The sequence below is a fragment of the Poriferisphaera sp. WC338 genome (assembly GCF_050931845.1).
Lineage (GTDB): Bacteria > Planctomycetota > Phycisphaerae > Phycisphaerales > Phycisphaeraceae > Poriferisphaera.
In genome coordinates this window covers 2,926,352-2,951,746 of sequence record NZ_CP194516.1, presented here as the reverse complement: position 1 = coordinate 2,951,746, position 25,395 = coordinate 2,926,352, and the positions used below count along the sequence as shown (strand labels likewise).

Here is a 25,395-nt window from a genome sequence, read left to right as displayed (position 1 = left end):
GGTCAGGATAGCATCGGAATCTACGAATGTTGCGGAGGTGGGGTAATCGTTACAATGATTGGCTATGAACATGCGCGATATGGACCATGAATCACAAGCTACGGACAAGCGATCCAAGAAAAAGCGGAGCCGCAGCAGGCGGCTTGCGCGCAAGGGCATTTCGGTACTGCCGACGATGTTTACGCTGGGGAATTTGTTATGTGGATTTGCGGCGGTGTATATGGCGTCTCGGCGGGCGGAGGTTGGGGAATTGCCGCTCAATTGGAGTCCACTGACGTTTGCGGCGGCGTTGATTTTCTTGGGAATGTTGTTGGATGGTTTGGATGGTCGTGTGGCGCGGCTGACACGGTCGACGAGTGACTTAGGTGAGCAGTTGGATTCGATGGCGGACATGGTGACGTTTGGTGTGGCGCCGGCGTTTCTTGCGATTCAGTTGGTGGGTGTGGGAATTCCGTTTATTGGTCAGACACTTGAGGATAGTTTGTTCGATCGTTTTGCGTTGCTTGTGGGGCTGACGTATGTGGCGTGTGCGGCGCTTCGGTTGGCAAGATTTAATATTGAGCATGAGGATGACTCGCCTGACCATTCGAGTTTTAAAGGGTTGCCGAGTCCGGGTGCGGGTGGCGCGGTGGCGTCATTGGTGTTGCTTCATGAGCATTACTTCAAGCATTACGGTGAGGAGTCTTGGACGGTGTCCGTTGCGGCGGGCGTGATGGTGGGGGTCATGCTCGCGGCGGCGATTGGAATGGTGTCGACGTTTCGGTATTCGCATGTTTTAAATAAATATGTTGGTGGACGGGCGCCGTTTGCGGTGGTCGCCTATGCCACGATTGGTTTTTTGTTGTTGTTGGCATACCCACAGTTAGTGATTGCGGTAGGTTTCAGTGTTTACGCGCTGTCAGCCCCGTTCATGTATTACTACGACAAAATCTTTCGGCCAGAGAAAGCGAAGGAATGGATTGTGGATTCATTGGGTGGTGACAACGAAGATGAAGATTGTGATTAAGATATAAAGGGTGCGTGGCAATCAACCGTCGCCGCATGAGTGAGATAAACAATTTAATTGAGAAGTGAGTGATCCATGATTGAGAAACGCGTGATCCCCGGAACGGATTTGGCTGTGAGCCTATTGGGCTTCGGCAATTTTACCTTCGGCACCAACTGGTGGGGTGAGTTTAGTGATGATGATGCGGCACGAGTACAGAACTATGCTTTTGATCAGGGCGTGAACTTTTTTGACTCTGCGCCGGCATACGGTAACGGTGTGGCAGAGAAGCGGTTGAAGGAAACGATCAAGTATGCCGGGCGGGACAACATCGTGGTGAGCACGAAGTTTGGGTATGACTTTTATAGCGATCCGGGCGCGCCGAAGTCGCAGCGTGAGCGGAAGCAGGATTTCAGTGAAGCGTTTATCCGCAAAGATCTGGAGCTGTCGCTTGAGCGGATGGGTGTGGAGACGATTGATCTTTATCAGGCGCATAATCTAAAGCTGCCGGACATGGGGGAAACATTGGTGCGTGTGATGGAGGCTTTGGTGAAGGAAGGGAAAGTACGTTATTGGGGTGTGGCCGTTGGGCCGGCGATTGGTTGGCGGGAAGAATGCCACGAAGCATTTTTGAAATATGATGCTGCGACAGTGCAGACTGTTTTTAACATGTATGAGCAGGACCCGGGCCGGGAGTGTTGTGAGATTGCAGACGCACGTGGTAAGGGTGGTGTGATCGCGCGTGTACCGACGAATTCGGGGATGCTGGATGATGAATTCAAATCGCCAGATCATGAGTTTGCACACAATGATCATCGCAAATTCAGAGATAAAAACTGGCTTATCTATGGTCTGCAGAAAAACGACATGGTGCGCCCAATTGCGGAGAGCTTGGGATTGAGCCTGAGGCAGTTTGCGATGAAATGGCTCGCAAGTCAGCCAGGGATGGTGAGTGTAGAGCCGAATATTCTATCGGAAGCGGATGTGGATGAGTTTGCTGCTGCGGCAGATGGTAGCGGTTTGCCGGGTGAAGTCTTGGCGCAGATTCAGGCGTGGTACGATGATGATTTTGGTTTAGGTGAAGAAGCACATCCGTGCGATCATAAAAGCTCAACTGCTGAAGAAGGCAGTGTGAAGAGCATGTATGTGCCGCCGGTGATGGCCTAATTGATGATATAGATATAGATAAAGAATGATGATTGAATCCTCGTGCTGAAAAGTGCGAGGTTTTTTACGTGGCAAGTATGGATAGCAAATACAACCAGCCAGCAGTGACTGTGAGGGTGGCAAGTGTGACAGGAATACCGATACGTGCGTGTTGTTTCCAATTGATTGTAAAGCCAAGACGGTCGGCTTGCGTGACCACGATGATGTTGGCGATGGACCCGACGATGATGAAGTTGCCAGCGAGCGTGGAGGATAGCGCGAGAAGAGGACCGTAGGCTGGATCGTTGATGATGTTCAGGATCAGGATGACGGCTGGCACATTGGACACCAGATTCGATAACACTGCGGTCAAGACGTACAGCACCGGTGGCGATTGTGGATCTAATCCTAAGTTAGACAGGTCGGCGACCAATGGTGGTAGTGATCCGGTTGCGGCGAGTGCTGCATTGATAATGAATAAGGCGATGAATAAGAGTAGTAATTGCCAGTCGATATGATTGAGTGATTCTTCTGTAGCTCGTTTGCGTGAGAACAAAAGTAACGCTGCACCTACCAGCGCCAGCGCCGGCTTGTGCCACGGCGAGAATAAAAACAGTAAGACCAAGACAATGAGGATCGTGGAGGTTAATACAGCACGAAAGAGATTGAGTGGGTAGATATGTTCTTCTGCTTGTGTTGATGCGGATGTTTGGATTGCATCAAGATTGAGCTGTGTTTGTAAGCTCCAGCTATTTGCCGGGGTGAGTGCGACGATGATGAGCCACGTCAAGATTAGCGACACGGTAACAGGTAGGATGGCGATCAAGAAATAATGCGGGAAGGAAACGCCGAGCGCTTCGCCAATGAGGATGTTTTGCGGGTTGCCGATGAGCGTGGCGGCGGACCCTATGTTTGCCGCGCAGGCGAGTGCGATCAGGAACGGCATGGGATTGAGTTTGCGCTGAGTGATGCCACGTAAAAGAATGGGTGTGGTCGCAAGACAGACAATATCATTGGCTAGCACGGCAGAAAGTGCGGCGGTGACGAGGATAACAATCAGCAATAAGGTCCGAGGCGAAACAGGTGTGCGAGTGATGTGTGAAGTGATGAGTGTGTAGCAGCCGGATTGCTCGAATGAGGCGGAGATCACCATCAGTGCGAAGAGCAGAATCATCGTTGATGCATCGATGGATTGCCAGGCTTGATTGATCGAAAGAATGCCGGTGATCAGCATAGCGACAGCGCCGAGCAGCGCGATACCTGTGCGGCCGATGCGGAGCCCTGGGATGCGTCCGAGGATCAGGCCGATATAGACGAGGACGAAGATAATGATGACAGCAGTGGTCATGGTGCTTGAATACTTGTCGGCCAGAGCGGGTAAAATGATTCGGCAAGTGTTGGTAGGCACAAAACTAACCTCGGCGATCTTGAATGATACTTCCGGGCAAGATTGGAGCGAAGCGGATTGAGTTCTGAGCAAAAGCAGGCTGGCGATCAGGTTTACCGGACGCAGCGGTTCGATGTTTACGAGGTGGATCTAGCTAAACGCAACGGCGGTAAATTGCGGCGGGGCTATATCAAAAGTGCTGATGCGGTGGTGATCCTGCCAGTGATGGAGGACGGAAAGTTGATTCTGATCCGTAATCAGCGGTTTGCATTGGGTAAGGAATTATGGGAATTGCCTGCGGGGACCGTCGAAACCGGGGAGGATCTGACACTCGCGGCAGGGCGAGAGCTGGCGGAGGAAACAGGTTATAAGGCGGAGAAAATGGAGCGCCTTTGCGCTTTTTATGCGTGTCCTGGCATGGTGACTGAGAAACTGACCGCTTTTCAGGCGACGGGATTAACCTGGGTCGGCCAACAGTTAGATGAAACAGAAAAGATTGTGACTGAAGCGTTGCCCATCAGTCGGACGATGGAAATGATACAGCGGGGGGACATTGAGGATGCAAAGACGATTTCGACGATTTTGTATTGGGAACGATTTTGCGGCTGCGGGCACTAAGGATGGTGATGTGTTATGAGTTTTGAAAACAGAGATTATTATCGGAAAGAAAATGCACGCTATGGTGGCATGATGGGCGGGATTGGCGGCCGCATGGCTGGTGCGTCGGTGGTGATGTGGATTATGGGCATCACCTGTGTGGTGTTCATTCTCAACGGCATTCTTAGCACCGCAACACGAGCGGCATGGCTTGCCCCCAACAATTGGGCCGCATTTACCGTCGACCAAGGGATCTATGGTTTTCAGATATGGCGGTGGTTCACGTACCAGTTTGTGCATGTTGGTTTTTTGCACATCTTGTTCAACATGATTGTGTTGTATTTCTTCGGGCCAATGATGGAGCGGTGGTGGGGTAGCAAACGTTTTCTTGCGTTCTACTTGCTCTGTGGGATGGGCGGAGCATTCATGATGACGGTGTTGTCGTGGATTCCAGGTTTCTTGCATGTATCGGGAATGTCGCCGTTGTTAGGTGCGTCGGGATCGATCATGGGGATCTTGATTGGTTTGGCGGTTGCTTATCCGAATATGGTAGTGCAACTATTGATTCCACCGATTCCATTGAAGTTGAAAACACTGGCTTTGATTTTGCTTGGGTTTACCGTTTTGACATTGGTGGTGAATGGTGCGAACGCCGGCGGCGAAGCGGCACACCTTGGTGGTGCTGTGATGGGTTTCATATTAATGTGCCGACCGCGCATTCTTGACTGGGCAGATGGTGTTTCTATTGGTGCGGTTACTCAGAAAGGCCAAGCGATTCGTCAAGAACAGAAGCAACAGATTCAGGAAAATTTGGATGCGGAAGTTGATCGCATTTTAGATAAGGTGAACGCACATGGTTTGCAATCACTGACGAAACAGGAAAAGAAAACACTCAACAAAGCAACAAACACCAAGAAGAATGTGCCCCGTTGAGATCAGCTATTAATGAGAATGACGTGCAGGGCTCAGCTGAGCCCTGTTTTTTTGTGAGTACAAGAATAGCCTATGGCTGTTGATAAAATGTGTGTGTCAATCAGATGCGACTAGGTAGGAAACCTTGGTTAAGTCACGCATTCACATGAGTGATCTTCCGGGGTCAGGATGGAGTTGAAAAATGTTTAGGTTTCGTGATGATGGGTGTTGGATTTGATTTTTAATAGCCGGGGTGGCGGACGTTGGAGCGTGTATGTTGTCCGAGCAGGTAGTGGAAACAGCGATTAAGCAGGCGGAGGGATGTAGGCTGCTGCATATTGTGCGCGAGGGTGGCGGCTTGGCTACGCCGAGCGGTTTTGTCAGACTCAAGGGTTTGCTCGGAGCTGTCGCAGGGGTGCGCGAGCATGTCTTATGTGTTGGGGGAGGGTGGATGCGTCAAGCGTGCGCAGATGCAGGGATTGAAGGTGCTGAACTGCTGGGGATTGGCCGAGGTTTGAGCACGCAATGGCGATTGCGTCAAGAGTTATGCCGTGTCGGTGAGGTGGATGCGGTTCACTGTGACGACCTCGGCATGCTATGGGCGGCGGACCGGGCATTACCAAATGCAAAAAAACTTCTATGGCTTCGTGATCTGCCCAACAGTAAGTCATGGCGGCGATGGTTACGGCGACGAGCGGCCAAGCAGGATGGTCTCGTCATGCTTACCGGTAGTGACATAAGCAAAGCACGGTTGGTACGCATGGGGCTCAATGCTTCCGCGATACACGTCTTGCAGCTTGGTGCGCCGGTGGATTGGCTCAAGCGAGAGATCGATGTGACTGGTTGGCGTAAGCGATGGGGGGTGATCGAATCAGTTAATGGCACGCCTCATATGAACGGACATAACAACGGTCAAGCTGTGGTAGTCGGTTTGTTATGCGATCGTCCTTGGGACGTCGATGTTCGGACGCCGGCACTAGCGTGTGGTTTGGCTGATATGGTGTTAAACCAAAAGGTTGGCGAGGGTGATCTTCAAAGCCGCTTGCGTGTGCTTATTGATCCTGATGTTGGTCATCGTCAACGCGCGATGCATCTCGCGAATGAGTTTGGGCATCGTGGATTGCTCTTGCAAGAATCTGCATGTCGGCGAGGTTGGGAGATTGCCTCTGCATGTGATGTTCTCTTTGTGATTGGCAGAGAGAGTTGGATGAGTTTGATGTGCGGGATGCTTAGCGGCAAACCGGTGATTGTAGAAGGATGGCCAGAAGTTAGATCGTTACTTGGTCATGGTGATGAGGGTGTGTGTGTGATAGATCCGAATGAAAAGCGCGGGGCGGCTGATATTCTGACTCGTTGGGCGAGAGATGAACAGTTGAGAACGCAGGCGGGCGATCTTGCTGCCGCGAAAGGGGTGCAATTATTTGGTGCGGAAAATGTAAGGCATTCATGGGCCAAAGCGATAAACGGTTGCATGGATCAAGCGACATAAATCGTCTTTCCTCGATGTTTAAACGAATATATCTGTGTCAATGGTGTTCATCTGGCCATTTGAGGGATAAGATAAGGGATAACGTGTGGTGGATGTGCGCAGCTATAGTTGCAAAGCCATGTCAATTTTTGGCGGTTCTGTCAGTACTTTGAATCACTGCGGTACGGTCCATCTAAAACCAGGCCGGCGTTTAAAACGGTATGTTGGTTGTTGCGGGAACAAACATGCGAGAAGTTAGCGGCAAAGATAACACTATCATTGATCAGGAAAAGGAGCAGCTCCGTGAGCGCATCACGCAGCTTGAACAGCAGCTTGCTTCCTATAAGCAGCAAGCGGAGTTGATACCTGATTTTGCCAAACACTTCAAAGGGCTTGTTGAGTACGCACCGGGCGTGGTGTACTTCTGTAAGAACGATCCAAAGTACACGATGGTTTATTTGAATCATGCGATTGAACGCGTGACCGGCTATAAACGTGAAGATTTTCTTGATCATGGCTTAACCTTTGCAGAGATTATTCACGGCGACGATCTGCAACGTGTTCGCGATCATATTCAACATGCGCTTACCAAACAAAAAGATTATCGCATGACCTATCGGGTGAAACATCGCGATGGTAGTTGGCGATGGGTTCAGGAAATCGGCCAGGGTGTTAATCCCAATGAAGATGGTGAGGCGGTTTATCTGAAAGGTGTGATTTGGGATGTCACCGAGGGCAAAGAACACGAAGCTAAACTGGAGGTACGCGACGCAATTTTGAACGCGGTCCACTTCTCAGTGGAGCAGTTTTTGCGGACTGGTGATTGGGAGGCGGGGCTCGGTTCTGTGCTCGAACGCATCGGTATTGCGACCGGTGTTAGCTATGTCTTCATTTTCCAAAACCATTTTGCGACCGAAGAGGATGTTCAGCAGAATCAAAGCTTGGGTTACAAGCCGGGTGATAAATACGCTTTTGACGTGGGTGATCTGCTTTTTTCACAGCGGTTTGAATGGCAATCACCTGCGATTCCAGATGATGAAGCAAAACCGCGATGTGAGATGCTACCTTATGTGAACTCTGGTTTTAAGCGTTGGGAAGAGGTGCTTTCTCGCGGAGAATCTATTTTCTCAAATGTTGCAGATTTGCCAGAAAGCGAGCGGGAGGATTTGCAAACCAAGGGAATCAAGAGCATTGGGGCGGTGCCGATTTTTGTGGGCAAAAAATGGTGGGGTTTTATTGGGATGGATGAATGCGGTAGAGAGCGAGAATGGTCTGATACCGAAATCGATCTTTTGCGCACCGTTGCCGATACGCTTGGTGCTGGTATTGTACGGCAGCAGCACGATATTGATTTACGTCATTTGAATGAAGATCTCGAACAGCGGGTATTGGTTCGTACTGCTGAGCTTCAAGAGTTGAGCGAACGTTTTGAGCATCAAGCTCGTGAGCTGGATACGATCTTCGAGGTATCCGCAGATCATATGTACCTCATCGATCCCGAAGGAAAAATTATCAAGGCAAGCGAATCTTCGCTTCGTACATACGGCCTAACCAAAGAGCAGCTCATCGGCAATCACCCTGTTGATGTTGGTTTTGCTGAGGAAACCATTGAGCAGGTTTACTCGAAGCTGCGACGTGTTTTTGCAGAGCGAAAGCCGATGGTTGGTGAAGTTCTTATGCCTACTATGCATGGCGATCGATACTTTTCATATAGTCTTGCGCCCATGCGTGATGAGAATGGATATGTTTATGCAGCGCTTGCAATTTCACGTGATGTGACTGAGCGAAAACTGGCAGAGGACAGACTGAAAGAGAGTGAGCAGAGGCTTCAAGGTTTGCTCGATCACGCACCTGCTTCAATTTATTTGAAAGACAAAGATGGGTGCTATTTATTTGTGAACCGAGTATTTGAACAGCGATACAACTTAAAAGTCAGTGAGATCGTTGGTAAAAAAGATTCGGATTTGTTTAGTAAGCACTTATCACGGCATTACCGTGAAAACGATGTTGAGGTGATGAATGAACGCCGTGCGATCGAGTATGAGGAATCGGCGTTTGTTAAGGGAGAATGTCGAGTCAATCTTTCGATTAAGTTTCCGTTGTTTGATGCCCGAGATCATGTCGCAGGTGTCTGCGGCATCTCTGCGGATATTACTGATCGTAAGAACGCAGAGCAGGTATGGAAGCTTGTACGAACCGCCATCGATCAAATTGATGAAAGCGTTGTAATCACTGACTCACGGCTAGATGGTGAAGGGCCAGAGATTATTTATGTGAATCCGGCATTTGAGAAGATGACAGGATGGAAGGCGAAGGAAATTGTCGGTGGTAATCCGCGCGTGCTGTACGGGCCCCGTACAGATAAAACGCTGTTAGAGAAGGCGCGTAAAGCATTACGCGAAGGACAGCCATTCAGCGGGGAGTCGGTGCATTACCGCAAAGAAGGGAAGGCGTATGTGGCGGAATGGCATGTGACACCTGTGCGGGACGAGACCGGCAAGGTGATCAATTTTGTATCAATACAACGCGATGTCAGCGAGCAAAAGCAGGCAGAAGAAATGGAACGGCGGCGACGCGATGAATTAGCTCATGTGGCTCGTCTTTCAACCATGGGTGAAATGGCTTCGGGTTTGGCTCATGAACTGAATCAACCACTGGCAGCTATCAGTAACTATGTCTTTGGTTGCAAGAAACGTGTTGAAATGGGGACGATCAATCAGGACGGCTTGATCGAGGCTCTTTCTCACGTCGGAGATCAATCTCAGCGGGCAGGTGAAATTATCCGCCGCATGCGAAATTTTGTCCGCAAACGTGAAAGTCACCAAAATATCGTCACAGTCAATGAGATTGTGGAGGACGTCTTAGCATTATGTGTTGCTGAGATTCGTCAAAACGGGGTAACCTTGATGCGAGAGCTGAAAGCGGAAATGCCTCCGGTTGGTGTCGATAAAATCCAGATTGAGCAGGTTGTACTGAATTTGGTACGCAACGCGATCGAGTCAATGCGTGAGGTGGAGATGGAATCACGTCAAATAACTATTAAAACGAGTGTTTATAAACAGGACCCGCATCTCGTTTTATTGGAAGTTCAAGATGCCGGTGAGGGATTAGATGAGCAAACGATTAAGCAGATTTTTAATCCTTTCTTCAGTACAAAGTCCGATGGAATGGGTATGGGCCTTACGATTAGTCAATCAATTGTTGAAAATCATGGCGGGCGGCTATGGGCAGAGGGCAATCAGGGTGGTCATGGGGCAACATTCTTTATGACCCTGCCTATTTTTAAGGAGTTTCTTGAAGATATCGCTCCCTGAACTGCCTAGCATCGTTTGATGCAATCCTTTGCAGGTAAACATTGTAGATGTCGTGTAAGATACGTTATGATGTGGGTTAACATTAGGGACAACGGGGGATACGTCCTAGAGGGCGTTTACGCCTGTAAAGACGAATTCCCGACAACACCAGAAGACATATGAACGAAAATCCTACGGTATATGTTGTCGATGATGACAAAGCGGTTCGCGATTCTTTGAAGTGGCTGATCGAATCAGTCGGATTGCAGGTCAAGACTTACGAAACGGCGATGGAATTCCTGAGTGATTGCGAAGGAATGAGCGCCGGTGCACTGGTCGTAGATGTTCGCCTTCCAGGCATGAGTGGACTTGATTTGCAAGACCAACTCAAGAAACGTGGCATTCGGCTCCCTGTGATCATCATCACTGGACACGGTGACGTGCCTGTTGCAATCCGCGCTATGAAGGCCGGTGCGCTGGACTTTATCGAAAAGCCGTTTAGTGATCAGGTGCTGCTCGATCGGATCCGTGATGCGCTCGAAGCTGATGCGGAGCGCCGCGAGTCACAGATGCAGCGGGGTGAAGTTGAATCCCGCCTCAAGCGGCTTACGCCTCGTGAACGTCAAGTGATGGACTTAGTCGTGCAAGGCCGCTTGAATAAGCAGATTGCTGCGGAGCTTGATCTGTCACACAAGACGATTGAAGTACATCGTGCTCACGTGATGGAAAAGATGAATGCTGGTAGCTTAGCAGAACTTGTGCGTATGGCAGTGGTCATTGAACGCACCGAGCCTAAAGCGACGACGTCCGCGCCCAGCAGCAGTTAATTTCATGCGAACGAGCGTAGGTTCAGGTAGATAGAAATCTTATTGACAAATATGCCCGCCGACTTGGCGGGTTTTTTCTGCTTCGCCCCGAGTGGCAGGCATGAATGGCTTCGGGGTTGATTGGCCTGTGGTCATGCCGGTATGATCCAATCATGCAAGAAGTGCTGCCAACCTCAATGAATGATCTACACAAGCATCCAGATGGTGATTTCCCTGCAATCCGTATGAGGCGGAATCGACGGACGGATTGGCTTCGCCGGATGGTGCGCGAGCATGCGCTGTCGGTGAACGATTTGATTTGGCCGGTGTTTGTCATTGAAGGCGATCATGTTCGGGAGCCCATCGTGACGATGCCGGACGTGGATCGGCTGTCGATTGATCTGCTGTTGGTAGCGGTGCGCGAAGCGGCTGATTTAGGCATTCCGGCGGTGGCGATCTTCCCTGCGACGGATGAATCATTGAAGACGGAAGATGCGCGTGAAGCGATCAATTCCGAGAACCTTGTTTGCCGCACGGTAAAGGCGATCAAGCAGGCGGGCATCAACATTGGCATCATCTGCGATGTGGCGCTGGACCCGTATTCCTCGCATGGGCAGGATGGTCTGGTGCGGGATGGATATGTGGTGAACGATGAGACGGTTCAGATGCTTTGCAAGCAGGCGGTGGTACAAGCAGATGCGGGTTGTGACATCATCGCGCCGTCAGACATGATGGATGGCCGGGTTGGTGCGATCCGTCAAGCATTGGATAAGGCTGGGCATGAAGATGTGGTGATCCTTAGCTATGCAGCGAAGTATGCATCTGCTTTTTATGGACCGTTCCGTGATGCGGTCGGCAGCAGCGGCAATCTCACCGGAGATAAAAAAACCTATCAGATGGACCCTGCGAATTCAGATGAAGCGATTCGAGAAATTGCATTGGATATAAGCGAAGGTGCAGATATGGTGATGGTAAAGCCAGGCATGCCGTACCTTGATGTGGTGCGGCGCGTGAAAGAGCGGTTTGGCTTGCCGACGTTCGCGTATCAGGTTTCGGGCGAGTATGCGATGATCAAGTTTGCCGCGTCTAATCAGGCGATAGACGAGGAGGCAGCGATGATGGAAAGCTTGCTCGCCTTCAAACGGGCGGGTGCCGATGGGGTGTTGACCTATTTTGCGGTACAGGTAGCAAAGCTATTGAAATATCGGGATTAAGGTGGGAATCAAAATTAATCAGGGCGATCAAGCGGCCCGTTTGGTTAGCGATTGTGCTGCTTTGGGGAGTGATGTATTCGCTGTATGCTTGAGATGATGTTGGAGAATTTTGACGGGGAAGAACTGCCTGAGATAGTCGATTGTGTGTTGGACTTCTGGCTTGGCAATGGTGTTGGGTGTCAGTTCGTGTGCGTTGATTGAAAGCGATGTCGTTTCTTTGCCTGAGGGGGAAAACATGATGCCCAGTTTGTCTGGACGGTGGCTGTCGTTAAAGAGCTTGCCTTGGTCTGCGAGCCAAAGGCAGGTGAAGCCGCGGCAAGGGGTAGGGCGGTTTTTATAATTCGTGCAACCTGATGGCGAGAGATGATCACAAGGTACATGGGCAGGCTTGCCTAAGCATGAGATAGACAGCTGCGTGCAGCAGGCGGTGCATGACCCACATGTCCTCTCATTCTCACTGAGCAGTTTGAGGCGAACCGGTTTGAATGGCGGGGTGCTCTCAGGCAAAGACAATCTCCGCATATCCCCTCCTCCATGTTGTGAATGACTGTTCGCTTGGTTTATCGGGAGGATCTGTAGGGGTCGCCAGTGTTATGCGGCTTAGACTATACGATCCATGATGATTTTATAGTTTGAAGCGGTCGTGCGTTTTGGCGGAGTTGTGCGGGTTACGAGGGTTGTATGGTTGATACGGTCTATACCGTCTGTAGCGATTGTATGGTTTGTGTCGGTTGTAACGTTTATGCAGTTATCGGTCGCAGTGGATGGTTAATCGCATGAAAAAGCCTCCTGTAATACAGGAGGCTTACCGTTGTTTTGTTGTTCGAAAGTATCGAGGGGCTTTCGGGAATTACTTGATGAACAGCATTTCCTGATAGGTTGGCAGCGGCCAGAGGTCGTCAGAGACAAAGCCTTCGAGCTTGTCGGCTGCATTGCGGATCTTGTTCATGATCGGCACGATCACGTCCAGATAGTGCTTGGCATGGTCAATTGACTCGCCTTCCACTTTCTTCTCGTTTTCGATTTCCAATGCGTCGAGTGCATCCTGAAGATCTTTGATGAGTGTGGTCACCTTGTCTAGCGTGTTGGTATCGAAGTCATAGCCAACAGCCTTGAGATTTGCACAAGTTGATGCCAATTCAGATTGATAACGGACAGCTGCGGGGAAGATCATCGTGCGACCAAGCTTCAGCACCAAGTTTGCTTCAACATTCTTCGCCAAGATGTACTGTTCAGTGTATACCTCGTAGCGCGAGTGCATCTCGCGGTTGGAGAGTACATTGAACTTCTCAAACGTATCAAGCACATCTTGTTCGAGCAGAGCAGGCAGTGCGTCAACGGTGGTTTTCAGGTTTGGCAGGCCACGCTTTTCAGCTTCTGCATGCCATTCATCTGAGTAGCCATCGCCGTTGAAGATGACGCGGCCGTGCTGTTCAAGGATGTCTTTTAAGACAACCGCAGCAGCTTTGTTCAGGTCTTCGCCCTTGTCGGTCGCATTCTCAAGCTTGGTTGCGATGTGGTCGAGCGAATCGGCGACGATCGTGTTCAGTGCGACCAATGGCCCGGCAATTGATTGGTTTGAGCCGACGGCACGGAACTCGAAACGGTTACCAGTGAAGGCGAAAGGTGAGGTACGGTTGCGGTCGCCTGCATCCTTTGGCAATGGTGGCAATGAATCGACACCTAAGGTAAGTGTGCCGGACTCGATGGATGAATCGGCAGAGCCTGCTGCGGTGATTTGCTTGAAGACATCGGTGAGCTGGTCACCGAGGAAGATTGAAATGATCGCTGGCGGGGCTTCGTTTGCACCGAGGCGGTGGTCATTACCAGCAGAAGCAACAACTGAACGTAGCAGCGGTGCGAACTTGTCGACCGCGCGGATGACTGCTGCGCAGAACACAAGGAACTGCACATTGTCATGTGGCGTGTCTCCTGGGTTAAGCAGGTTGCCTGCAGAAGCAGAGCCGAGTGACCAGTTCACGTGTTTTCCAGAGCCGTTGACGCCAGCGAATGGTTTTTCGTGTGTCAGGCAGGCCATGCCGTACTTCTCAGCGATACGGCGGAGCGTGAGCATGATCAGTTGCTGATGGTCAGTAGCGATGTTGGCCGTTTCAAAGAGCGGCGCGATTTCATATTGCCCTGGCGCGACTTCATTGTGGCGTGTCTGAACAGGAATGCCCAGCTTGAACAGTTCGCGTTCAACTTCGAGCATGTAAGCAAGCACACGCTCTGGGATGGCGCCGAAGTAGTGGTCATCAAACTCTTGGCCTTTTGGGGGGGGCGCGCCAAACAGAGATCGTTCAGCTGTTAGCAAGTCGGGGCGAGTGTAGTAGAAGTTTGAGTCAACCAGGAAGTACTCTTGCTCGGCGCCGCAGGTCGCACCGATGAACTCGTTGTTGTCGTTGCCGAACAATGAGAGGATGCGGTGGGCTTGCTCGTTGAGCGCTTTCATCGAGCGGAGGACTGGGGTTTTCTTATCCAGTGCTTCGCCGGTCCATGAGATGAATGCGGTCGGAATGCAGAGGGTGGTGCCGTTTGGGTTTTCAAGGATGTAGGCTGGAGAGGTCACATCCCATGCGGTGTAGCCGCGTGCTTCAAATGTTTGACGCAGGCCACCTGAAGGGAAAGATGACGCGTCTGGTTCGCCTTGGATGAGTTGCTTGCCAGAGAAGGCGGCTAGGGCTTGACCGGAATCGCCGGGGGTGAGCAGTGAGTCATGCTTTTCTGCGGTCGCACCGGTCAGCGGGAAGAAGACGTGAGTGTAGTGGGTCGCGCCTTTTTCAATGGCCCAGTCCTTCATGGCGCTGGCGACGATGTCGGCTGCATTGGGATCGAGTGGTTCACCCATTTCGATGGTGCGTGAGAGTGATTTGAAGACAGCCTTGGGGAGGCGTTCTTGCATCACATTCTTGGAGAACACATTCACGCCGAAAAGCTCGGAGGTGGGTTCCGCGGCAAAGTTGAGCGGCTGCTCAACAGGCTTGTAGTCTGTCACGGCTGAAATAGCTCGCATTCTTGATTCGCTGCCAGACATTCGACGACTCCTTGGTGCTGGGTTAATCGTGGGCAATGCTGTGACCGTTGCGGTTTGTGTCGCAGTCATAATAGGTGCCTGTGTTGAAGTTGAATGGCGTTCACGAAGCCGAAGCTTGTGTTGATTCAGATGAAATGATAGTGACTGTTTAAAAAGAATGCAAGTTCAATAGGTGAGTGCATAAAATTTAGGCAATTCGGTTTTTGTGTGATGATAACTGATGCGAAAGCGCGCATTGCGTCGTCAATTTTTGCTGAATTATGTGAGGGTTTATGTTGTAAGTGACTGTTTCAAAAGTGCTTGAGGTTTGCACATGTGATTGTGGAAAATTATACCGGCCTAGATAGGCGAATGCGTAGATGGGATAGGCATTGTGAGGGAGATATGGAAAAGGAAAGGCCGCGGTGGGATTCGAACCCACGAACAACTGATTTGCAATCAGCCCCATTAGTCCACTTTGGTACACGGCCGTGGTCACCAGATACAGCAATTTCTGCACAGGGCAGGGCGCTAACGAGTGAACGAAGAATGATATCAGGTGCCATCAAATGCTTCAAGGATAGGTGATAATCTGGTTTGTGTGTTGATCGTTTTTTTGATGGCTAAGTATTAAAAAAACAACCCATACAAGATGGATTGTTTTTTCTGATGGTCAATATGTCTGTTGATTAGATATCAATCGAGATCCCAAACATTGTTGTCGTGTACAGTGCTGCCAACAATGAATGTGCCGAAGTATTCTTCAGACCAAGGGCCGTCGGTGGCGTTGTACCATTGTGATCTAATTTGGAATGCGGATGCATGTCCATCAACCCAAGCAACGTTGACAGTTTTGTTGCTGTTGCTGCCATGTCTGGCGTGTGGGCCACCCCATGATGTGGGGATACCGGAGATAACACCATTGCCTCGCTGCGAGCTAGCTGAGCCCGCGTAATTTGGAGATGCTGGATCAAATCGTTCGTAGTAGCTGTCTGCAAATGCAAGTGTATTTACGGGATTTTTTACATCACTGAGTTTGTTAGATATTCCCCAGCGAGTGAGGTGATCTGTTGCTCCAGAGACGCGATTTGATGAAAGGCTGTACCAATTAATGCCAATATCGCCACGTCGCCATGCAGCATGATTAGGTTCATCGAGCGGTGCTACTTCGACAGTGCCTGTCGAGTAAAACTCTGCTTCTTGGAATCGTGGGCAAGTGAACATGTCTCTTGCGGCACCATATCCTTTGACTACAAGCAGGCTTGGCCAGTAATAATCATTTGGATTTGTTGATGAAGACCATGCGGAGCCAGATGTCCTGCCGGGGTCGTTCAGCCAGAGTGTACTGGTGATCACGAAGTGATCTTTGCTGTCAGCGGCGTAAGCGATAGAAGCAATATTGATTTGCCTGACATTTGATAAGCACTGAACATCTTGTGCTGTGTGGCGTGCCGCAGTAAGTGCTGGCAGGAGAATACTAATAAGTAATGCGATGATTGATATGACCACAAGAAGCTCGATGAGCGTAAACGCTCGTGATGTAATGTTGATCGTTCTTTTGGGTGACATGATGTTGCTCCAGAGATGTTTATTGGCCGTTGAACTTGTTTTTCCTTTTAGCCAATCCATGTAGAAATGGCATATGCGAACGGTTTTCTGGCGCGTGCTGGTGCTCCCTGTGAGAATGGATAGTGTGCGAGGCCAGCGGCCAGTAATATTATAGAACAACAATCGCAATATTATGTCAACAGTAAAAGACTGATTGTGGGGTAAGTATGTATTTTGAAGGGGTTAAAAACTAGATAATGGCATGTATAAAAATACGTATTAATATGTATTTAAGGGATGCGGTAGTTTTTGAATGCTTATTCGTCCATGCAAAAAGCCCGCCGTTTGGCGGGCTTTGCGTTTGCGTGTTTGTTCGAATCTTCAGCGCGGCTTAGCGAATGCTTCAGCGACGTAGATTCGGTTGGATCTGCATATGCCGGTTTGCTGATGGAAGTGCAAGCCGTGTGTAGCAGATTTGCCTGGGATGCTTAGCTAAAGGTTAGCGGCCTCGCATGCCAGAGTTCCGGGGTTTAGTAGATGTCCCAGAAGCTTTCTTCGCCAGCGAGCCTAGTCTGAAGGTACCAGTCAGACAGTGTGTCTGGTGTGTAGGCTGAGTCTTCGAGCACCATCGGCACGCCGTACTGAATGGGGTCGTAGGTAGTTTTGACAGCAGTCACGTGGCCATCAGCATAGGAGGTGTTGACCGCGGAGCTGTGACGGGCGTGTGCTTCATAGATGCCGCTGGGAGGTGTGTTCCAAGAATCGCGGATGATGTAGATACCGGATTCATTGGCAGAGTTTAGAAACTGCCAGTTGGGCCCGTAGGAGTCGGCGAAGATCACGGTGCTGGTCGGTTTGCGGATGTCGGACATCTTCGGCGTGATGGGCTCCGCATCGACGGTGTACCACTTGCCGCCGCCGAAGATCTTGGAGGCGTTACGAATCTGCGAGCCGATGTGCAGATAGTTGTAGCCGTATTGCACGTAGAACCAGTTGCCATCCTTGGGGTTATCGACGTCAACGGTGAGGTGGAGTGTGCGCTCTGGATCGTATGATGGGCAGTCATAGAACTTGGGGTCCGAGAGGATGCCGGACTTGTTCAGGAGGCCTGGCCAGTAGGCGCGGTCTGCGTCGACGGCGTTGGGTAGGCCCGGCCAGTCGGTTTGGAGCATGACGGCATGATCTTTGTATTCGGTGGCGTAGATAAGCCACGCGGTGGTGAGTTGCTTCTGATTGCTGAGGCAGTTGGCTGCCTGTGCGGTCTTGCGAGCCGCGCCGAGTGCCGGCAGCAAGATGCCGACCAGTAACGCAATGATCGAAATGACCACAAGAAGCTCGATTAAGGTGAATGCCTTACGCCCTTCTGTCCTACGTGTTGTTGAATACATGGTGTACTCCCGATGTGATAGTTGGATGTGTTATCTGCCCAACGAAAATGGCAAGTTGCGAATTAATGCCGAGTTTATGAATGACCTTCATTCATCAGTTGAATTCTCAAGTTCGTGAAAATATGCGTTTCGTACATAAAGCGGTAATGTGGTGCTGCGTCAGTGTGCTAAGTGGTAGTGCCTTAGCTTGTTGTTTGGTTCGGGTAAGAATACCTAACTGAATAGCCTTGAGATATAAGAGTCACTACTTAGTATTATATAACCATAAACGTATAGTTATGTCAATATTAGATGTTTGAAAGTGATCAAAATGTCTTTAAAAATTAAAGATAGGGATCTGTGACATGAAAGGCATTTTATGGGAAATGCGTTATGGATAGGATGTAAGTATTTATATATAAATGGCTTGCATCTTAATTGTGTAGGGTTTAATTGAGTATGGAAACTTCAGTTGCTCAAATCGAAAAAAGAGGTGATTGTGTGGCTAGTAGTCATTGGGAGGTTATGAACTAACTTCGCACAGAATTTGGGCTTCAATTACGTTCTATTGATGGTTTGTTTGTAGATCGTGCAAGATCTTCGATGTGAGTATGAGGGTAGAGGGGGTTGTGGTTGGGGAGGACGGTGATATTAGGTGTATTTTTGATTTTGGGTTACTAGCGTGATTGATATGGTGTGCTGTTGGTTTCGTAGTATGGGCAGACGAATGTGCCGGGAGGGATGAGCGTGTCAATGGTTTTGTGTTCTTCTTCAGAGATAGTGATGTTGAGTGCAGTGAGGTTGTCTTTTAATTGATCGAGGGTGCGGGGGCCGATGATGGCGGAGGTGATACCGGGTTGGTTGATGACCCAAGCAAGGGCAAGTTTAGTGAGCGTGCATGATTTAGATTCGGCGAGTTGTTGCAAGCCCTCAAGAACATTGAAGCATGCATCGGACATGAGATGGTCTATGCGCGGGTTAGACGAGTCGGTGTATCGACTGTTTTCTGGCTGTGTATTTTCACGTGTGTATTTTCCGGTGAGATATCCGCCGGCGAGAGGAGACCATGGAAGGATGGCGAGGCCGAAGTTTTGGCAAGCGGGGATGAGTTCACGTTCGATACGACGATCAAGAAGGTTGTAGGGCGGTTGCTCTGTGACGAAGCGATTAAGGTTGTGTTTGTCAGAAATCCAAAGTGATTCAACAAGTTGCCAAGAGGTAAAAGTGGAGCAACCGATGTAACGGACTTTACCGGCGCAGACGAGGTCGTCGAGTGCGCGGAGGGTTTCATCAATGGGGGTGTGTGGATCAGGGCGATGGATTTGGTAGAGGTCAATATAATCGGTGTTTAGGCGTTCAAGTGAAGCTTCGCATTGCTGGATGATTTGGCGGCGAGAGTTACCCCACCGGTTAGGATTACGGTCTTCACCTTTGAACATATTGCCGTGACATTTGGTAGCAAGCACGATGTGCTCGCGGAAGCCGGTTTTTTTAAGAGCTTTACCGAGGAATTGTTCGCTGACGCCAGTGTTGTAGACATTTGCGGTATCGATGAGATTGATGCCGTGGTCGATGGCATATTGGACGATAGTGGTCGCTTCGGTTTGATCGGTAGTGGACCCGAAGGTCATGGTACCGAGTGTGAGCGGTGAGACGCGGGTGCCTGTGCGGCCGAGGTAGCGGTATTCCATGTGAATGCTCCGTATATGCAGTTTATGTGTTAAGTGATTATAGATGTAACGTCGATGGCCGCGGGATTATTTTTTTTGTTTGTCAGAAAGTTCATTAAGCATGTTAATCTGCATTTCTTGGAGTTCGAGCATATGGGACCAGTGTTTCTCAAGCATGAGGTCCATCTTGTGCGTAAGGTTTTGGATTTCAAATTCAGCTTTCAGGTTGATCTTGTATTCATGCTCAGAATGCATACGGTCTTTTTCATTCTGGCGGTTTTGTGACATCATGATGATGGGGGCTTGCAGGGCAGCGATACAGGAGAGGGCGAGGTTGAGAAGGATGAAGGGATAGGGATCGAAGCCTTCAACGTTCACGAGGAAGAAAACGTTGACGACGATCCAGAGGGCAATGAAGGAGGTAAAGGCGATGACGAAGGCCCAGGATCCACCGAATTTAGCGACCATATCAGCGATACGTGCGCCAAGTGAGGAGCGGTCAGTAAAGTCTTCGTTGACGTTGACGGTGAGCATTTTATTTTCCTTAATGGATTGCGCGACGTGTTGTTCGAGTTCAGTCATCTGGCCGCGTTCATCTGCCATGATGTGATGGATGAGCTGGTTACGATAGTGGGCGAGCATGTGGCGGCTGACCCATTTGCATTCTTCGCATTCGGGGTGGTCTTTGAGGATGAGCTTGAGGACGGGTGGGGTGATGGCGTGAAGGGGCACGCGATCAGCTTCGGGAGTGGCCTCTTTGGTGATAGGGCAGCTGTCGTGGTTTTTCTGTCGCAGACCGAGGCGGAGGCCGGGGTGTGGGAAGGGGATGCTTGGGATTTTGAAGTTTTTCTTGATCATGTCAAAGAACTTTAGGCCGGTATATAAGCAGTTTTCTATCAAGAAAACCCGGTAGTTTGGTTTTGATGTGGGGGATGATGTCGGGTTTTATCGGGCGGTGAAGTGGGCTAGATTTTGGACGATTAATTGAGGCAATGAAATAGCTATTTAAGGAGGGAGGTGTGGTGTCAGTAATCGTGATGGAGTCTTGGCACCAGGTTTGTGTGAATGAGGCTGTTGTGATGGATATCGTTTTATATGAAACAGGGATGCTATAAAAAACTGCGGCAGAGTATGCGCAGTTTTGTATCAGGTGAAGTTGTATAGTTTATGGATTAGTTCATGAGACCATCGAAGAGGGGAGTAGAAAGATACCGCTCGCCGAAGGAGCAAGCGATAGTAACGATGGTCTTGCCGCGGTTTTCAGGTTTGGCCGCAACACGACATGCGGCAGCAACATTTGCGCCGGAGGAGATACCACCAAAGATGCCTTCTTCGGAAGCGAGTTTACGTGCGGTTTCAAATGCTTCTTCGTCGGAAACAGTTTCGATGCCATTGAGGAGTGAGGTGTCGAGGTTTTTAGGGATGAAGCCAGCACCGATGCCTTGGATTTTGTGAGGACCGGGTTTGCCACCACCGATGACGGGTGAGGTGGTAGGTTCGACGGCTATGGCGCGGAATTCGGGCTTTTGTTCTTTACAGTATCGTGCCACGCCGGTAATGGTACCTCCGGTGCCAACGCCGGAGACGATGACGTCTGCTTGTCCGTTGGTGTCATTCCAGATTTCAGGGCCGGTGGTTTGGTAGTGTATTTCGGGGTTAGCGGGGTTTTCAAATTGCTGAGGCATCCATGCATTGTCGGAAGTGCCGACGAGTTCGGCGGCTTTGGCGATGGCGCCTTTCATGCCTTCGGAACCGGGTGTGAGGACAATGTCTGCTCCGAGTGCGCGGAGGAGGGCGCGTCGTTCGACAGACATGGTTTCGGGCATGGTGAGGGTGAGTTTGTAGCCTTTGGTGGCGGCAACAAAGGCGAGTGCGATGCCTGTATTGCCTGAGGTGGGTTCGATGATGTGGGTCCCAGGGGTAAGGGTGCCATCGGCTTCGGCGGTTTCGATCATGGCGCGGCCGATACGATCTTTGACGGAAGCCATGGGGTTGAAGAATTCACATTTGACGAGGATGGTTGCGTCTTCGGGAACGATCTTGTTGAGCTTGACGAGCGGGGTGTTGAATGTGGTGCCTAAGATGCTGTCATAGGTGCGGTTATGGAGTAAAGTTGAAGCTTGTGGTGACATCGGCATAGATCTCCTGTGCGCGCTCGTTACGGCCTGCTGAGGTAGCTTTGGCGCTTGTTGTATAAATAGCAAGGCGCGTGCGACTTTTATTTCATGGTAGGCAAGGCGAGCGAAAGCGCCAAGTGGGAACGGTGCTAAAGTGGGTGGGGATGATCAGGGGAGCTAGACGTCTGATGATTAAGGTTTTAATGGATGATTGGCTGTAATTTGTGACGGAGGGCAACGTCTTATTTGTGGATGTCATGTGTGTAAACCGATGAGAGGGATGCGATGGAGCAGGTGGTAGAAGCAAGCAGGAACGGGGCTGCAGTTGAGGCGGATGAACAGCTGAAGCCGCGAAAGATCAAGGTGAAGCGAATGCTGAAGATACTATTTGTCGTTGTGTTGGTTTGGTGTGGGGTGGTATTGGGGGTGCAGCGGCGAGTGTTGTGGCCGCGATGGATGATGGGGGAGGTAGGCCCGGGGTTGAGTGAGCGGAATCAGGCGGGGGTTGAGGTGTTGCAGCTTGAGACAGATCAGGGGATGGTTGAAGCATGGTTGAAATTGGGTGAGGGTGTGAGCGCGGCGCAGCCGGGTGGGTTGGTGATTTTCGCGCATGGGAATGGGGAACTCATTGATGATTGGTTGTGGGGTTTGGATGAATATGTTGAACGAGGGATAAGTGTGTTGCTGGTGGAGTTTCGAGGTTATGGCCGAAGCGAGGGGAGTCCCAGCGAGGCACGTATCGTCGAAGATTTTGTGAAGTTTTATGATCTTGTGACGGCACGAGATGATGTTGATGAGGCGAAGGTGATTGTACATGGGCGGTCGATTGGCGGCGGGGTTGCGATGGGATTGGTAAAGGAACGGGGTGCGGCAGGGGTGGTGCTGCAGTCAGTGTTTGTGAGTGCGAAACGAGTGGCGCGAGGGTATTGGGTGCCGGGCTTTTTGGTGCTTGATCCATTGGAGGTGGAGGGGGTGCTGCGAGAATATGACGGGCCGGTTTTGATTATGCATGGGGCGGATGATGGTGTGATTCCACCTTGGCATGCAAAGCGTAATTTTCGCGCGGCGGGAGATCGAGGAGAACTGGTTTATTTTGTGGGTCAGGGTCACAATGAAGAGCTAGAGCGGGAAAAATATTGGGCGGCGATTGATCGGTTGTTGGAGAGGGTGGGGGTGTTGGATGAAGGTGGATCTACTCAATAACCCCATCTGCGAAGCAAGTGGGCTTGTGCAATATGAGGTGGCGGGGTTGATGGGGGGTACGTACAATGCGGCGGCTGTGTTGAGGATATTTTTGAAATGAAACTAAGCTGCGTGCGATGATCTGTCTCGCAGTGGAAAGGACGATAAGATGGCTGAACGAGCAGGTGCGATCACGCTGAAGGGCAACCCAATGACATTGTTGGGTAATGAAGTGAATAACGGGCAGACTCTGCCGGAATTTGCATTGCGTGCGGTGGATATGTCGGTGAAAACGCTTGCAGATTATGCGGGCAAGGTGAAGATTATTTCGATCGTGCCATCGCTTGATACACCGATCTGTGATTTGCAAACCAAGCATTTTAATGCGGATGTTTCTGCACTTGGTGATGATGTCGTGGTGTTGACGGTGAGCGTGGACTTGCCGGCAGCGCAGAAGCGTTGGTGCGGTGCGACGGGTTCGGACAAGGTTATTTGTTTGAGCGATTTTTATGATCACACGTTTGGCGTAGATTATGGTGTGCGGATTAAAGAGATTGGTTTGCTCGCGCGTGAGGTGATTGTGGCGGATAAGGATAACAAAGTGACGTATGTGGAGCTTGTGCCGGAGGTGGCGCAGGAGCCTAATTATGATGCGGCACTAAATGCGGTCAAAGAACTGCTCTAAACTTGCATGTTGGAAATGATGTTGATTTTTCAAGCCCGCATGTGAGTGCGGGTTTTTTTGTTGAGTACTAGAGCGAGGGATTCGTGCGAGGGAAGAGGATGGAGGCCCATTGTGATGAATGAAGATGAATTGAAATTGATTAATCCTGATGGGGGGATGGCGGAGATGTTTTATGCTTTCTGCAAAGCGTTTGGTGAGGTGAGCGGGATTGCGGGGGTTGGTGTGATCGGTTTGATTGAAGGGGGAAGTTTTGCGGAAAAGATTGAGCGGGTTTTGGCGATGAGGGAGGGGAAGGATTTGCCAGCGGGTTTGGTGCCTTGCAGTTCGTGGTGGTTGGTGAATGATTGCGGCGAGATGGTTGGGACGATTGATCTTCGGCATGAATTATCTGAGCGGTTAGAAATGTACGGCGGACATGTGGGTTATGCGGTACATCCGGATCATCGTGGGAAGGAGTATGCGACGTATATGTTGCGGGAGGTAATGGCGATTGCCAAGGCGAAGGGTATGGGGCAACTGCTGATTACGTGTGATGAAGATAATGTTGCTTCGCAAAAGGTGATCAAGAAGTGCGGTGGCGAGTATCAGGATTCGGTGATGAATGAAGGACGAGAAGTGCCTACGCAGCGGTGGTGGATTGAATGTGATCAAGCCAGCAATCAGGTCTGATCGCAGTTAATGTGAGATAATCATGTAGATAGGTTTGGAGCAATAACCCACGGGTTGGAGCCCGTAGGCTTGTACGATTCACTTTGTCTAATGCATGGTTAGGTGGTGTAGATGTTGGCGAAGAAGTTTTTCGCAGCATCGTGGTAGAGGTTTTGTAGGGTGGATGCAGGGACGGATTGGCCTTGCAGGTGGGCGGTCGCGTTTTCGGGTTGGGATGGGTCGACTAGGTGCAGGTCGGGGTCAACGATAGGGGAGGGGCCAGCGTAAGCGGTTTCCCAGAGGGTACGGAGCGCCCAATAGCGGGATGCGTAGAGGTCAAATTCATCGGCGCCATGGTTGTCGTCGGTGACGATATCGGAGCCAAAGAAAACGCGGTCTGGGAATTGTTCGAGGAAAGTGAGAAGCTCCGCGCGGGGTTGTTTGGAAAGTTCACGGATCATCCATTTGGTGGCGGAAGTATCGATGTAGAGATTGGGATGATCAATGAGTAGTTGTGTGAGGGTGTTTAGATGTTCGGGGTTGCCGGCCATGTGGGCCGCGATCCATGGAATGTCGGAAAATTCATTCAAGAGGTCTTCGAGTGATTGGCGGTGGGAGGATTTGGAGCCGTATTTTTCGGTGTCTTTGTAGTGTGTGGCGAACCATGTATCGGGATCACCGATGTGTGTCATGAACATCATGCCGGTATCGCGGGCGATGTGCATACCTTTTTTGTAGCCGGGTGATTGAATGTCGAAGCCGGGGAGAAAGTCGACAGCGCGCGGGGCTGCCCAGAACTTAGCAATCTTGACACCAAAATCTGCAAATTTTTCAATGCGGTTGTACCAATCTATGGTGAAAGTGTCGGGTTCATCTTTGGCGTAATAGTTGGGGACAGCAATGAATTCGATACGCTCGCCAAAGATGTCACGGAGGGCAGGGAGGTTTTCGAGTTGTGTCATGGACCAAACTTTTTCAATGTTGTATAGATCCATGACTTTGAGGAAGGTGCGGGCAGAGTCGGGGGTATTGATATGGGAATGTGCGTCCCAGATGGGGGCGGCGAATGAGAGTTGGTCGGCTTCGGCATGATAGTCCAAGCCTAGTCGGTTGTGATCGGTTAACGGTTTTGTATTGATACTCGCGGGAGTATAAGCAAAGGTGGTTTGGTTCATCATGTTGGTCCGGTATGGCACGTGTGTGGTGTTCACTATTATATCAGTGTGCTGGTATTGTTCTCGCAAGTGAGGTTGTGAAACCTATGGATTGCGGGTGAATTTTGTATAAAAACTGATGTGTGCGGCGGGCAAGGATGCTTTCAGCGATGAGGGAGCAAGTTGAAAGTGCTGAAAGCAGA

General features: G+C 50.4%; 20 protein-coding genes and 1 tRNA gene. 11 read left to right on the top strand and 10 right to left on the bottom strand.

Annotated features, from left to right (window positions below; genetic code table 11):
- Window positions 1-64: 64 nt before the first annotated feature.
- Together pssA and ACQ6WK_RS12075 are read left to right on the top strand one after the other, a co-directional pair.
- Window positions 65-1,006: a CDP-diacylglycerol--serine O-phosphatidyltransferase gene (gene pssA, locus ACQ6WK_RS12080; protein ID WP_432797634.1), complete on the top strand. Its 942-nt coding sequence runs from the start codon at window positions 65-67 to the stop codon at window positions 1,004-1,006.
- Window positions 1,007-1,081: 75 nt separating this feature from the next.
- On the top strand, window positions 1,082-2,152 hold the full coding sequence (locus ACQ6WK_RS12075) for an aldo/keto reductase (protein ID WP_432797633.1): 1,071 nt from the start codon (window positions 1,082-1,084) through the stop codon (window positions 2,150-2,152).
- Between the two features lie 64 nt (window positions 2,153-2,216).
- Here the strand turns inward: ACQ6WK_RS12075 and ACQ6WK_RS12070 are convergent, their stop codons facing one another.
- On the bottom strand, window positions 2,217-3,539 hold the full coding sequence (locus ACQ6WK_RS12070; protein WP_432797632.1) for an SLC13 family permease: 1,323 nt from the start codon (window positions 3,537-3,539) through the stop codon (window positions 2,217-2,219).
- Between the two features lie 57 nt (window positions 3,540-3,596).
- On the opposite strand from ACQ6WK_RS12070, the gene ACQ6WK_RS12065 reads away from it, so the two are divergent.
- The 6 genes from ACQ6WK_RS12065 to hemB all read left to right on the top strand — a co-directional run bounded on the left by ACQ6WK_RS12065 (window position 3,597) and on the right by hemB (window position 11,808).
- The gene (locus ACQ6WK_RS12065) at window positions 3,597-4,136 is read left to right on the top strand and encodes an NUDIX hydrolase (RefSeq protein WP_432797631.1); all 540 of its coding nucleotides are present in this window, start codon (window positions 3,597-3,599) and stop codon (window positions 4,134-4,136) included.
- Between the two features lie 15 nt (window positions 4,137-4,151).
- Entirely contained in the window at window positions 4,152-5,048 is an 897-nt protein-coding gene (locus tag ACQ6WK_RS12060; RefSeq protein ID WP_432797630.1) for a rhomboid family intramembrane serine protease, read from the top strand.
- Window positions 5,049-5,301: 253 nt separating this feature from the next.
- Window positions 5,302-6,516 (top strand): glycosyltransferase, encoded by a 1,215-nt coding sequence (locus ACQ6WK_RS12055; protein ID WP_432797629.1) that lies wholly within the window; start codon window positions 5,302-5,304, stop codon window positions 6,514-6,516.
- 224 nt (window positions 6,517-6,740) lie between these two features.
- The gene (locus ACQ6WK_RS12050) at window positions 6,741-9,809 is read left to right on the top strand and encodes a PAS domain S-box protein (RefSeq protein ID WP_432797628.1); all 3,069 of its coding nucleotides are present in this window, start codon (window positions 6,741-6,743) and stop codon (window positions 9,807-9,809) included.
- A 158-nt stretch (window positions 9,810-9,967) separates the two neighbouring features.
- Complete coding sequence (gene fixJ, locus ACQ6WK_RS12045) at window positions 9,968-10,615, top strand: response regulator FixJ (protein ID WP_432797627.1); 648 nt, start codon at window positions 9,968-9,970, stop codon at window positions 10,613-10,615.
- Between the two features lie 152 nt (window positions 10,616-10,767).
- On the top strand, window positions 10,768-11,808 hold the full coding sequence (gene hemB, locus ACQ6WK_RS12040; protein ID WP_432797626.1) for a porphobilinogen synthase: 1,041 nt from the start codon (window positions 10,768-10,770) through the stop codon (window positions 11,806-11,808).
- A 27-nt stretch (window positions 11,809-11,835) separates the two neighbouring features.
- Here hemB and ACQ6WK_RS12035 read toward each other — a convergent pair whose 3' ends face one another.
- From ACQ6WK_RS12035 to cysK, 8 genes are all read right to left on the bottom strand, one after another.
- Entirely contained in the window at window positions 11,836-12,315 is a 480-nt protein-coding gene (locus ACQ6WK_RS12035; RefSeq protein WP_432797625.1) for a hypothetical protein, read from the bottom strand.
- Window positions 12,316-12,658: 343 nt separating this feature from the next.
- On the bottom strand, window positions 12,659-14,842 hold the full coding sequence (locus ACQ6WK_RS12030; RefSeq protein WP_432797624.1) for a glutamine synthetase III: 2,184 nt from the start codon (window positions 14,840-14,842) through the stop codon (window positions 12,659-12,661).
- A gap of 396 nt (window positions 14,843-15,238) precedes the next feature.
- Window positions 15,239-15,312: transfer RNA gene (locus ACQ6WK_RS12025), tRNA-Cys, on the bottom strand.
- A 205-nt stretch (window positions 15,313-15,517) separates the two neighbouring features.
- A complete protein-coding gene (locus ACQ6WK_RS12020; RefSeq protein ID WP_432797623.1) occupies window positions 15,518-16,390 on the bottom strand; it encodes a type II secretion system protein in 873 nt (290 codons plus the stop codon).
- A 509-nt stretch (window positions 16,391-16,899) separates the two neighbouring features.
- Window positions 16,900-17,757: a type II secretion system protein gene (locus ACQ6WK_RS12015; protein ID WP_432797622.1), complete on the bottom strand. Its 858-nt coding sequence runs from the start codon at window positions 17,755-17,757 to the stop codon at window positions 16,900-16,902.
- Between the two features lie 656 nt (window positions 17,758-18,413).
- Window positions 18,414-19,427: an aldo/keto reductase gene (locus ACQ6WK_RS12010; protein WP_432797621.1), complete on the bottom strand. Its 1,014-nt coding sequence runs from the start codon at window positions 19,425-19,427 to the stop codon at window positions 18,414-18,416.
- Between the two features lie 66 nt (window positions 19,428-19,493).
- A complete protein-coding gene (locus ACQ6WK_RS12005; RefSeq protein ID WP_432797620.1) occupies window positions 19,494-20,264 on the bottom strand; it encodes a DUF1003 domain-containing protein in 771 nt (256 codons plus the stop codon).
- 314 nt (window positions 20,265-20,578) lie between these two features.
- Window positions 20,579-21,538 carry a cysteine synthase A gene (gene cysK / locus ACQ6WK_RS12000; protein WP_432797619.1) on the bottom strand — a complete coding sequence of 320 codons (960 nt, stop codon included), beginning with the start codon at window positions 21,536-21,538 and terminating at the stop codon, window positions 20,579-20,581.
- A 270-nt stretch (window positions 21,539-21,808) separates the two neighbouring features.
- On the opposite strand from cysK, the gene ACQ6WK_RS11995 reads away from it, so the two are divergent.
- The 3 genes from ACQ6WK_RS11995 to ACQ6WK_RS11985 all read left to right on the top strand — a co-directional run bounded on the left by ACQ6WK_RS11995 (window position 21,809) and on the right by ACQ6WK_RS11985 (window position 24,059).
- Window positions 21,809-22,726, top strand: coding sequence for an alpha/beta hydrolase (locus ACQ6WK_RS11995; RefSeq protein ID WP_432797618.1), 918 nt, complete (start codon window positions 21,809-21,811; stop codon window positions 22,724-22,726).
- Window positions 22,727-22,874: 148 nt separating this feature from the next.
- On the top strand, window positions 22,875-23,390 hold the full coding sequence (gene tpx, locus ACQ6WK_RS11990; RefSeq protein ID WP_432797617.1) for a thiol peroxidase: 516 nt from the start codon (window positions 22,875-22,877) through the stop codon (window positions 23,388-23,390).
- Between the two features lie 114 nt (window positions 23,391-23,504).
- On the top strand, window positions 23,505-24,059 hold the full coding sequence (locus ACQ6WK_RS11985) for a GNAT family N-acetyltransferase (protein ID WP_432797616.1): 555 nt from the start codon (window positions 23,505-23,507) through the stop codon (window positions 24,057-24,059).
- 98 nt (window positions 24,060-24,157) lie between these two features.
- Here the strand turns inward: ACQ6WK_RS11985 and ACQ6WK_RS11980 are convergent, their stop codons facing one another.
- Window positions 24,158-25,213, bottom strand: a complete 1,056-nt coding sequence (locus ACQ6WK_RS11980; RefSeq protein WP_432797615.1) for an amidohydrolase family protein — start codon at window positions 25,211-25,213, stop codon at window positions 24,158-24,160.
- Window positions 25,214-25,395 lie beyond the last annotated feature (182 nt).